Consider the following 13,388-nt stretch of genomic DNA (forward strand, 5'->3'; position numbering starts at 1 on the left):
CTTTAAAAAAATCAAATATTAATGAACCTCTCCCCAGCTGTTTCCTTTATGTATATCAACAGTTATAGGCACATTAGTTTTTACTGAATGCTCCATTATCTCTTTCATTATAGTCATAGCCTTGTCAGCCTCTTTTTCAGAAACTTCTACTACTAATTCGTCATGAACTTGCATAACTATTTTTGCAGTTTTCAAATGATTTTTAAACTCTTTATGTATAGCAACCATAGCAACCTTTATCATATCAGCAGCACTTCCCTGAATAAGAGTATTTAAAGCCATTCTTTCAGCCTCATTTCTAGCCATAGCATTTGAAGAATTGATAGTCTTTGATAAATCCCTAATTCTTCCGCACATAGTTCTTACAAAGCCCTTATTTCTTACTTCCTCAACTACTTCCTCACAGAAAGGCTTCACTCTTGAATATGTTGAAAAATATCCTTTTATAAAATCCTCTGCTTCTTTTCTTTTTATTCCTAGCTCTTTTGAAAGTCCGAATGCTGTTTTACCGTAAATAATAGAGAAGTTTATTATCTTAGCAATATTTCTCATTGAGGCAGTTACATGCTCTTTACTCACAGAATATATTTTCATTGCTGTTTTTCTGTGAATATCATCATTATTTTTGAATGCTTCCACTAATACAGGATCATTACTGAAATGTGCCAATAATCTTAATTCTATTTGAGAATAGTCAGCAGCTATAAGTAAATTGCCTTTTTCAGGTATGAATGTATTTCTTATCTCTCTGCCCTCTTCACCTCTCACCGGAATATTCTGCAAGTTAGGTTCTGATGATGATAAACGTCCTGTAGCTGTTACAGTTTGATTGAATGAAGCATGTATTCTTCCTGTTTTTTCATTTATCAAAGTAGGGAACACATCAAGATAAGTATTTTTTAATTTTGCATATTTTCTATATGTAAGCATGTATTCTGCTATTTTGTATTTTTGGGAAAGCTCTGTTAATACTTCTTCATCAGTTGAGAAACCTGTTTTAGTTTTTTTAGTTGGAGGTATTCCCATTTTATCGAATAGTATATACTCAAGCTGTTTAGGAGATTGTAAATTAAATTCTTCTCCTGCTTCTTTATATATTTTTTCTTTTGTCTTTTCTAATAGTGAAGTATACTCATCAGATAATGCTTTCATTTTTTCACTGCTTATATAAACACCGTCAAATTCCATATCAGCAAGTACGCTAACTAAAGGCATTTCTATATTGAAAAATAATTCTTCAAGATTATGTGTTTTAAGTAATGGAGCAAAACATTCATAGAATCTAAATGTTACATCAGCATCTTCACAAGCATATTCAACAACATCTTTTAAAGGTGCATCTAATAATGTCTTTTTAGCATTATCAGTTAAATCGCCGTATTTGATTGTATTGTATGAAAGATATGCCATAGCCAAATCGTCCATATTATATCTTCCTCTTGTAGGATTAATCAAATATGCAGCAACCATAGTATCAAAGTACATATTTCCTAAACTTTTGCCTATAGCTCTCATCATCTTGTATTCATATTTAAGATTATGACCTATAACCTTTATATCTTCTTTAGCTAAAGTATCAAATACAAGATTCATACATTTATCTTTATCAATATTTGTTCTTCCGCTTAAATCTAAATAAAATGCTTCATTAGATCTTATAGCAAATGAAATTCCTATAATAGTATCTTTAAAAGTATCAAGTCCTGTAGTTTCAAAGTCTATACATACAAGCTTTTTACTGTTAATATCTTTTAAAAGATTTTCTAATTCTGTTTCATTCTCTATTAAATAATAGCTAGCCTTATTATCTTTAGCACTAAGTATAGGACTTTCTTCTTTTGCGGTATCATTGTTATTTGTTTTTTCATCAGATATTTTTACTTTATCATCTTTTTTGGAAGAACCATATATATATGAATTGATTTTATCTCTTATCTGTTTTAATTCTAATTCATCTAATATTTTATTAACTTCATCAATATTTATTTTACTGCTTGCTATTTCATTATAATCTAAATTAAAATCTTTAATATCTCTTTCAATGGTAGCAAGTTTATAGCTCATATATGCCATATCTTTTGATTCTAACAGTTTTTCCTGTATCTTACCCTTAATAGAATCAATATTTTCATATATACCGTCTAAACTTTTATATTCTTCAAGAAGTTTTAAAGCAGTCTTTTCACCTACTCCTTTAACTCCCGGTATATTATCTGAAGCATCGCCCATAAGAGCAAGTAAATCTATTATTTGATTAGGATAAACCCCTCTCTTTTCTTTAACAGCTTCCGTATCATACTCCATTAACTCATTATCTTTATTGCTGGCGACCACTCTTACATCATCGCAAACAAGCTGAAGTATATCTTTATCAGGAGAATAAATTATAGTTTTTATATTCTCTTTTTTATTTTTTTCTGCAATAGTACCAACTATATCATCAGCCTCATAATTCTCAAGTACTATTCTAGATATACCTAAAGCATCTATAAGATTATAAAGTATAGGTATCTGACTTCTTAAATCATCAGGCATACTCTCTCTATTCTCTTTATACTCTTTATATATTTCATTTCTAAAAGTTTTTCTTGAGCTGTCCAAAGCTATAGCAACATATTCAGCAGGATATGTATTTATAAGTGAGAAATAAGTTCTCATAAAACCGTTAATAGATGAAACATTCTGACCTTTAGAGTTTAAAAGAGGTCTTTTCAAAAAAATAAAATGGTATCTGTAAAGTATACCGAATGCATCGATAATAAGAAATGTTTTTTTCATAATATTTCCATAATTGTTTTTTAATAGATTACATAACTTAATTATTATCGTAATTTTGCAGAAACATTTACAAAATATTCTCTGCTTGATATAGGATAACCTTTAATAGTTTCATACTTAACATCTAATACATTCTTTACACCAAATTTTAATGATATATCTTTGTTAAATACAAATGAACTTATTATATCAAATGTGGTATAAGACTTATCAACTTCAGATTTTGTTGTATTATTATATTGATCCCCTATATATTGTACATTAAAAAGTATGCTTGATTCAAAATCCTTATTTCGGCTATATATATATTCCAAAGATGTATTAAACTGATGCCTTGGAAGTCCCGGCAAATCATTATTATTTACACTTACATTATATAAATTCTTACCGACTAAATATGAATAATTACCTTTTATTCTTATAGTTGAACTAATATCTTTTATTGGTATATTAAATATTATACTAGTTTTACTTCCTTGAGTTGTAAGATATTGATTATTATTTGTAAGCAAATCTTTTTTAGAACTTACAAAATATAAAGCTTCCAAAGTAACTATATCATGAGGCTTTATAGAAACACCTATATTTCCTCCTTGATAAAGATTTTGATTTTTTATATTATTTGTATAACCTTTGTTGAGCATAGCAATATCTGTCTGCATATTAACAAAATATTTACCAGTTAAACTTATTTGTTTCACTGGATTTACTTTAAAATTAACATTCCCATTCACATAAGATCTGAAATCTGCTGTTTTACTTTTCTTACCGCTGAATCCTCTTTCCTCCCCTGAAGTATCCAAATTAAAATTTAATGAACTATTATTCTGATTTTTTATATTATATTCAAGCAAATTCATTTTACCAGAAGATTTACTTTCATTGGTTTGAGTTTTTACATATTTAATAGTTTTATCCGATTCAATCTTAACATCCCTTGATAATTTTGTATATAAAAGCTCTTCAGATTTAGAATACTTCTTACTTAAAATATCATATACTATTCTTCCTCTTGATGCATAATAATTAATATTTATTGAATCTATATCATCTTTATTATATAAAAATAAATATATTTTTTTTTCATCATTATTAAGTACTTTACCATTTAATATAAATGTAGACTGTGAATATACTGTTTTATTTTTTATATCTATATTACAATATTCTTTTATAAGCTCTGCCATATTTTGTGATTTAGATGATTTTATTTGACTTTTTCTTATATATATTGATTTATCCAAAAGAAATTGTTTTTCTTTATGAGATGCCTGAATTTCGTTTGTCTCTTCTTGTATAATTTCGTAATCAAATGTATTTTCATCTTCATACGGAATTTCATCTTCAGCATAAATAGGAAAAGACAAAAATATATATAATAATATTAATAAAAAAGCCGGCATATTTTTAATTCCTATCTCATTTAACAATGTATAAACTTAAACCAATAAAATAGAAATTTGAAAAATTAATAGTTGTAAAGCAAATTTACAGATAATAATTATTTCAATATATTTTTTATAATTCTGAATGCTTTGTAAAATTCGCTGTCATAATTATATGTAAAAGGCTCTTCATTTGGAAATAATAATATAAATCTAATGATGTATACGATTATAAAAATTAATAACATAGAGATTATAATATAATTATTATGATAAATATAATTTGCTATCTTTAGTCTTTTTTGAAAAATTACTACAAAGAAAATAATACTTGGAAATATGAATAATGGATGATAATAAAAAGCTTTTTTGAAATTTAATTTTAAAACTTCTATATGTGCTCTAGTCATTCCGCAGCCTGGACATGGATATCCTGTAACATTTCTAATCATACACAATCTATCTATTGGTATATAATATTTATCAAAATGTTTATTGCTGTCATAATTTATAAAAAATGCTAAAAAAGATATTAATATAAGTTTTAAAATTTTTGTCATAATATTAGATTATTATGTTTTTAAATTAAAACTATATTATACATATTTTTCCATTTGATTATATATAATATCAGCAAGACCGAAAGTTTTTGTTTTTGAGAATTCTTTTGCATATTCATCATAAAGCATATCCTCAAATATCTGCTCAGCCATACCTCCATCTATTAAACCGCTTTTATCAACAGTCTTTCTCATCTCTTTAAGCATTTGATTAATCATCAAAGCTTCAAAGTCTTCAGATACTTGTCTTAAACGTTTTTTTTCAAATTCTTTATTATATTTGGATATTGCATTATTTACATTTTCTGTTGGAGTTTCATCTATAGAAAATTTAGCATTTCCATATTGTTTTTTAGCGTTCTCTAATTTAGTTAAATTAGCACTGCCCATACTTAAATTATATTTATCAGTTATATTCATAATCTTTCCTATAGTAAAATTATAAAATTATATCATTAATTATATCGGAAATCATTAAAATTATATTAGCAATAAAAAAGTCTGAACCCTATTAAAAGATTCAGACTTTATATTTTTATCAATGATTACCAAGTTACTATATATTCAGTATAAATATAACCTTTACTTATAGACTTAGTCATTTTTACCTTAGAACCATTAGGATATTTAAATCTAAATATGTTTTTTATTATTTCATCAAAATAAGTTTCTATCATAGAATCATAATTAGGGAAATAATGAAGATGGTAAATAATACGCTTCTTCTCTGCTTTAACTACTTCTACATGTATATTTTTAAACATCTTCTTAGTAAAGTTAACAAATACATCTGCCAAAGCATTCTTTTTTGCAATTTTGATGAATACTTTTTTTATAAAACTAAATCTTTTAAAATCATATCTAGCTTTTTGTCTAATACCTTCTCTAGCTCCGTCATAAAACTCATCCATTATTGAAGTCATAGGTATAAAACAAGATGTAGATAAAGGATATTTCTTTCTAAATTTAGTCTTTTTCACTTCTTTAAATATGTTTTTACATTCATCAGGCATTTGATCTAAAAGAGTTTGGAATTTATCTTTTCCGAAAGTAGCTATAACAAATCTATAAATACTTTGTACGAATGCCTGTCTGCTGTATGCTCTATCGCCTTCATTAATAATTTTTATTTTCTCTTTAATAACATCTTCAAAATCTTTTATGACATAATTAGACATTTCTTTTTCTAACATATCAACTGAATCACTGGCTACATTAGAAAGCTGTTCTATCTCTTTTATAAGACCAAATACATTTCCTATTTGATTTCCCATATCCTGAGTCTTAGAAACTATATCATCACTATTTTGTGATACAAGCTTCATAGCCTCATCATTTTTCTTAGAGAAATCAGAAAGATTTACTAAATCATCTTTAGCTATAGATATTCTTCCATGTAAATTTGTATATTGTTCTTTAATCTCTTTAACAGCATCATACAAACTTTCTATAGATACGCTTATCTCTTTTGTAGAATCATATTTTTCATCTGCAACTTTTTTAACTTTAGTCATAGTATTAACAAAATTTTGAAGCTTCACTAACATATCTTCTGTAGTTACTATTCTTTCTGTCATACTAGACATAATCTGATTCATTTCTTTTTCTATATCTCTTAATATTTTCCAAGCTTTTTCAGACTGTAAATTTGTTGTAGTAGCTAATTTTCTAATCTCTTCAGCAACAACTGCGAATCCTTTACCTTGTTCCCCAGCATGTGCAGCCTCAATAGCAGCGTTCATCGCTAACATATTTGTCTGCTGAGATATATCAATAGTAGAATTTACGAAGTCAGTAATACCTCTTATAGAAGTTATTAATGATTTTGTAATATTTTCAGTTTTTACTATTTTTTCTTTACTGTCCTCTGCTAAAGATACAACATGTTCAGATTCTTCTTTAGCCTTACCAACTGAAAGAGATACTTCCTGCATATCTTTTTGCATAGTCATAGTTAATGAATTAATTTGATTGATACTTACAGACTGATCATCAATCTTACTTTGAAGATTATTAGTCATATCATCAATGGAAATCAATTCAGCCAAGCTAGAAGCTATAATCTTATATATTTCTAAATTACTAGTTTCTACATGTTTAAATTCTGTTTGCTGAGATGATATATTATCTATTATCATACTTACAGATTCAGTCATAGAACCAGCTGCTTCAGATATATCTACCATCTTAACTTTTAAAGCATTACTTTGCTCTTTTGATACTTTAAGAGTTTTTGATACGCTTGAGAATACATGCTGAACCATATCAAAAAATATTCTTATCCAAGTACTTAAATCTCCAAGAGAGTCCCTAGAATGAATCTTACTTACATTAACAAATATATTATTATCAAATACTCCGGATTCTAATTCCTGAGATATTTTGTCTAAAGGTTTTAATGATATAGGAATAGTAATATTTAAAACCACTATTATAACTATAATAGCAACTATTAATATAGTAAATATTGTATTATTAGTTGTTACCAATACATTGTAGAAGAAGCTTGTAGGAACATACATAAATATATTGTAAAAACCATTATCAAACTGTTTGAAAAATAAAGTATATGTATTATCGCCTACTTTATAATTCTCTCTTATTCTAGTATTAGTATAGAATGTTGTATTATCTATTGCATTGTTAATCCATTCTATATCTTTTAAATCACTTAATATATAATTGGCATTATCATGATAAACTATCTTTTTATTTCTAGAATCGAATATAACAGTATTGAATGGACCTGTTTTTACTATATTAGTAAACATCTCATGAACTATTTCTAAAGAAACATCTGATAGAGAAACTCCTATAAGATTATCATTAATACTTGAATATATAGGAGATGAGAAAGAAATAACTTTTTGAGGCTTATCAATATTCTTTAAATATGGAGAAGAATAATAAATAGTTCTAGGTCTTTTAGCTTCTCTATTCCAATTCTCAGGAAGAGCCAAAGAATAAAATTCTTCTTGATTATAATTATCGTTAGCTGTTTCTATTTTAGGCTGCATATTACCTGTGTTGCCTACATCATACAAATATAAAGAGTAAAGTCCTCTCATATAAGGATTATTATTTATGATATCTGGTTCAAAATAAATACCATTTGCTATAACATGATGCAAACCTAATTGAGATTTATGGAATCTATATATTATTTTTCTTAAATTAGTAGCAACATCTGTAACACTTCCTGTAGAGTATAAATCATAAGATACTGTAGCTATATCTGATAAGGAAACAGTACCTACAGTCGTTGAAGTGAATATATTATCAAAAGTAGAAGATACATCATAAAAATAGTTCTGCGAAATATTCATAGCAGAATTATATAATGCTTCTCTATTTGTTCTAGTATTTATAAAAATTGTTGGTGATAATGCTAAAATTACAACTATAATAACTAATAAAAGTACCTTATTTTTTAGACTCATAGAAAAAACCTTATATTAAATAAAAAATTACTGCTTAAATTATCGGATACTTTTTTCTTATTATTAAGAATGATATATATTATTTTTTCAGAAACTTTCTTGATAATCTGCCTTTAAACATACTAATAAAGGAAACAAAATCATCATTTCTTAATATAATGTTCATTATAGAATAAACAACAACTCCTAATAATATTACTATAAATACTTTTAATATAAAAAATATCCTAGAATCAGCATTACCAGATAACAAATAATATTTCATACCATAGACAGAAGCAGCCATAAATAAACTAGCAGCCAATGTCTTCACAACCTCAATTTTTTTATTTATTATCGATTTCACTGCCATTCTCTTTATAAGCAATACATATAGTATACAAAAAGATACAATATTTGCAACAACACTTGATATAGATATTCCTATAATATCGAATTTAAATATATAAACACATAAATAATTACTAACAGCATTAATAATAAATGTAAAAAATGCTACATATACAGGAGTTTTCATGTCTTTCATAGCATAAAATGACTGTACAAGTATTCTATAGCTTGCCACAAAGAATAATGATATAGATAAATATCTTAAAGCACTAGATACTAAATATGTAGATTTTGAAGAAAAAGCACCGTATTCAAATATCATTCTTACAATTTCTCTGCCAAGTACCACAAATCCAAAAGTAGCTGGAATAGTAACTAAAGCAACTAGCCTTAATGAATACCCTAAATTTTCAACAGCTTCATCTTTTTTATTGTCAGCTATTAATTTACTTAAAGTAGGAAGCATAACAGTCGCCACACTTACAGCAAAAACACCTAAAACAAATTCATGTATTCTAGTAGCAAAAGTAACAGCTGAAACCCTGCCCTCTCCTATAGCACCGGCAAATGCAGTAGAAACAAGCAAATTTATCTGATATATGCTGGCACCGAAAATACCTGGAGCAAATAATTTTATCATCTTTATAACATAAGGTTCTTTAAAATGAAAATAAGGCTTAAAACTAAAACCCTGTTTATGTACAAAAGGCATTTGATAGGCAAATTGTACGAATCCTCCAAGCAATACAGCAAATGCGAATACATAAGCCATATTATTGAAAAAATTAGGAAGAAAGAATTTAAAAAACAAAGCCATAGATATAATTACAGTATTTAAAAGTATAGGGCTTGCCGCAGATATTGAATAGTAGCCTCTTATATTAAGCACACCCTGCATCAAAGCCGCCAAAGATATAAATAAAAGATAAGGAAACATTATTCTTGATAAATCCGATGCCAGATTAAGTGCTTCTATATTATTATGTGCTGATTTATAAAGTATTTTTACAAGCAAAGGAGATATTATTATTCCAATACCTACAACTACTATAAGTATTAATCCTAATAATGTAAAAACCGCCCTAAAAAATTTCTTTGATTCTTCTATACCCTTTTCTTTTTCAAGTTCAGTAAATACAGGTATAAAACTAGCTACCATATTACCTTCAGCAAATAATCGCCTTAAAAGATTAGGAAGTATAAATCCTATTGCAAAAGCATCTGCTATGAATGTAGTACCAAGCAAAGCTGCCTGTATTTGATCTCTTACAAGCCCGAATACTCTGCTTACTGTAGTTACCAATGACATTTTTAATGATGATTTAGCTATCTTTTCTTTACTTACTGTTTTATTCTCTGACATATTGCCTCTATTATAATATTTATTAAATTATAACTAAAATAATAATTTATTATTGTTGCTAGCAATAAACTAGCAAAAGATAACTGAAAACTAAAATTATCAGCTGCTCGTTTATCACTTTAAAAAGTTCATAACATAATTAATATTTAATTTTATTAATTTTACATAAAAATCTTGTTAATTATAACAGTATATCAAACATATAATAAAAAGCGAATTTATACTAAAATTTTTAAGTTTGTCAATTTTTTTATTGTTATTTTTCTAGCAAGTGTACATAGAAAGAAACATACAAAGTCGATTACAAAATATGCCAACGAAATACATCTATGGTGTTATCAGCCGAAAGTGTAAGCACAAAATTAGTACTAAACAACATTAAATTTATTTTACATGTAATATAAAATATTAAATTTAAGTTGAAATATATAGCATTTACAATTTGCTGGCTATATATACTTATACACAAATACATACTCTGTATATAACAATACCATAATTACTTCAATATAAAAAGAATCATGGTATTGCATAAACATGCATAATGGAATATAAATACTAAAATATAAAAACAAACTATAATTTTATTTTTGAATAAATTACAGTTTTTTAAGTATATATTATCAATTTTTTATATGCTTTCTCCAAAAGTGACTGCTATCATAAAAGACTTTATTCAGTTGCAGTAAATACTCAAATACTACAGATTTAGATTTTATACATATAAAAAATATATTCTTTTAAGAATTTGAAAATAACATATATCATAATAATAAAAATTCAAATTTGATTAAAGAATAAAAATATATTATACTAATCAAAAAATTTATAAACGGATAACTATAATGCAAGAAACATTTTTTGGAAGCGAAAAAGAAGAAAATCAAAAACTCACTCCTATGATGAGGCAGTATAAAGAAATAAAAGATAAATATAATGATAGTATACTTCTTTTTAGAATGGGGGATTTTTACGAAGTATTTTTTGATGATGCAAAAGTAGTGTCCGATATATTGGGGCTTACACTTACAAAGAGAGCTAATGTGCCTATGGCCGGAGTGCCTTATCATGCTATAGACAATTATTTATCAAGATTAGTTAAATCAGGAATGAAGATTGCTATATGCGATCAAATGGAAGATCCAAAACTTGCAAAAGGTATAGTAAAAAGAGAGGTTACTCAGGTTATAACTCCGGGTACTATTTCAGAAAATAAATATTTAGAATCAAAAAGCAATAATTATTTAGCTTCTGTAATAGTATCAAAAAGCGAGAAAAATGCTGCATTATCTATATGCGATATTTCTACAGGAGAACTTTATGCCACAGAAATAAATTCTAATTTAGAAAATCATAATGAAGCTTTAAAAGAAATCATTAATGAACTTACAGAAGAAATTATAAGATTCTCTCCTAAAGAGATTATGACTATAGAATCCGTTTCTGAAAGCATTATTATAAAAGAAATTCAAAATAAATTTAATAATGTATTTTACAGCACTACCCCAAATTATACTGCAGAATATTCTTATGCATATAAAACTTTAACTAATCATTTTAAAACAGTATCATTAAAAAGTTTTGGTATAGAAGAAAAACCTCTTTTAATATCATTATTAGGATCAACTATATTTTATATACAGGAGCTTTCAAAAACTTCTCTTGAGCATATTTCAAATATTAAGCTATATAATAGAAAAGATTCTATGACTTTGGATTATGCCACAATAGCAAGTTTGGAAATATTAGAAACTATAAGAAATGATAATAATAAAATGACATTGTTTGACACAATAGACAGAACAAAAACTTCTATGGGAGCAAGATATTTAAAAAGAATAATCGTAGAACCATTATTAAATATAGAAGAAATAAATAAAAGACTTAATAATGTAGAGTTTTTCTATAAAAATCAAAAGTTTATGTATAAAATAAGAGATTTGCTTCAGGATATTGGAGATATAGAAAGACTGGCATCTAAATTGGCTTTAGGAAGGATTAACCCAAAAGAATTAGTATCATTAAAAAGATTTTTAGTAGGTTCTCTTGAAGTTGTAACAGAACTTGCAATGAATAACTTTGAAGATGTAAACTTTGAAGAAGTTAATGATATCAAAATAATAACTGATTTGATAGAGCGTGCAATATTAGAAGACCCGAAAGTCGTTATAAATGAAGGCGACATTATAAAAGATGATTATGATGAAACATTAAAAAAATATAATGAAGCAAGAAGAGAAGGCAGGTCTTGGATAGCAGAACTTGAATATAATTATAAACAAGATACAGGAATAAATAATCTTAAAATAAGATACAATAATGTTATAGGCTATTATGTAGAAGTAACAAAAGCAAATGTATCATCAGTTCCAAATGATTTTATAAAAAGACAAACATTAATAGGAAGCGAAAGATATACTACAAGTAAATTAATGGAATATGAAACTATTATAAATGAAGCTAATGAAAAAAGTTATGCCTTAGAATACAATATATTTATTGAAGTTAGAAATAAAACCAATGAATATTTAAACTCAATATTAAAAATGGCAAGAGTAATTTCCATAATAGATGTTTATTCTTCGCTTGCATGCTTAGCTAAAGAAGATAATTATATAAAACCTATAATAACAGATGACGGCATAATAGATATAAAAGACGGAAGACACCCAGTCGTAGAAGTTAATCTAAAAACAGAAAGCTTCATTCCAAATGATACATATTTAGACAATAAAAATGAACATATGCTTATAATCACAGGTCCAAATATGAGCGGTAAAAGTACATATTTAAGACAAACAGCTTTGATAGTGCTTCTTGCTCAAATAGGTTCATTCGTTCCGGCATCAAGTGCTAAAATTTCTATAGTTGACCGTATATTTACACGCGTTGGGGCAAGCGATAATATAGCAAGAGGAGAAAGTACATTTTTAGTAGAAATGAATGAAACAGCATATATTTTAAATCATTGTACGGATAAAAGTCTTGTTATAATGGATGAAATAGGAAGAGGTACTTCAACTTATGATGGGCTTTCCATTGCTTGGGCTATAGTTGAATATTTAGTTCATGAAGAAAATAAAAAAGCTAAAACTCTATTTGCTACGCATTACCATGAACTTACTATGCTTGAAGATTTGGAAGGTGTAAAAAATTATAAAGTATTAGTTGAAGAATATAAAGATGAAATAATATTCATGAAAAAAGTTACTGAAGGAGCAGCTAAATCCAGTTATGGTATATATGCAGCAAAAATAGCCGGTGCCCCTAATAAAGTTATAAAAAGAGCCACTGAAATATTAAAAAGATTAGAAGCTGATGCAAGTGTTCAGGTAGAAAATATAGAATTAAATACTCAAAAATCTAAAGATATACTTCCGCTTTATGAAGAGCCTAAAATAATAGAAAAAGAAAGTGAAATAGAAAAAGAAATAAAAGATTTGAATATTAATACGATAACACCTCTTGATGCTATGAATTTAATTAATAAATGGAAGAACATGATGTGAAAATATCATATTAATTTCATTGA

General features: G+C 26.6%; 7 protein-coding genes. 1 reads left to right on the forward strand and 6 read right to left on the reverse strand.

Translation table 11 applies throughout. The features are described from left to right. Positions 1–18: 18 nt before the first annotated feature. From polA to murJ, 6 genes are all read right to left on the reverse strand, one after another. Complete coding sequence (polA, locus tag Q0K19_RS00160) at positions 19–2,778, reverse strand: DNA polymerase I (RefSeq protein WP_297244452.1); 2,760 nt, start codon at positions 2,776–2,778, stop codon at positions 19–21. Between the two features lie 44 nt (positions 2,779–2,822). Beyond that, positions 2,823–4,181 (reverse strand): TonB-dependent receptor, encoded by a 1,359-nt coding sequence (locus tag Q0K19_RS00165; protein ID WP_297244455.1) that lies wholly within the window; start codon positions 4,179–4,181, stop codon positions 2,823–2,825. Positions 4,182–4,279: 98 nt separating this feature from the next. Beyond that, entirely contained in the window at positions 4,280–4,723 is a 444-nt protein-coding gene (locus Q0K19_RS00170; RefSeq protein WP_297244458.1) for a DUF2752 domain-containing protein, read from the reverse strand. A gap of 36 nt (positions 4,724–4,759) precedes the next feature. Beyond that, entirely contained in the window at positions 4,760–5,143 is a 384-nt protein-coding gene (locus tag Q0K19_RS00175; RefSeq protein ID WP_297244460.1) for a rod-binding protein, read from the reverse strand. A 125-nt stretch (positions 5,144–5,268) separates the two neighbouring features. Next, positions 5,269–8,163: a methyl-accepting chemotaxis protein gene (locus Q0K19_RS00180; RefSeq protein WP_297244462.1), complete on the reverse strand. Its 2,895-nt coding sequence runs from the start codon at positions 8,161–8,163 to the stop codon at positions 5,269–5,271. Between the two features lie 79 nt (positions 8,164–8,242). Next, the gene (gene murJ, locus Q0K19_RS00185) at positions 8,243–9,856 is read right to left on the reverse strand and encodes a murein biosynthesis integral membrane protein MurJ (RefSeq protein ID WP_297244464.1); all 1,614 of its coding nucleotides are present in this window, start codon (positions 9,854–9,856) and stop codon (positions 8,243–8,245) included. An 845-nt stretch (positions 9,857–10,701) separates the two neighbouring features. On the opposite strand from murJ, the gene mutS reads away from it, so the two are divergent. Then, on the forward strand, positions 10,702–13,365 hold the full coding sequence (gene mutS / locus Q0K19_RS00190) for a DNA mismatch repair protein MutS (protein ID WP_297244466.1): 2,664 nt from the start codon (positions 10,702–10,704) through the stop codon (positions 13,363–13,365). Positions 13,366–13,388 lie beyond the last annotated feature (23 nt).

Origin of the sequence: uncultured Brachyspira sp., from assembly GCF_944393015.1 — a bacterium.
Taxonomy (GTDB): Bacteria; Spirochaetota; Brachyspiria; order Brachyspirales; family Brachyspiraceae; genus Brachyspira.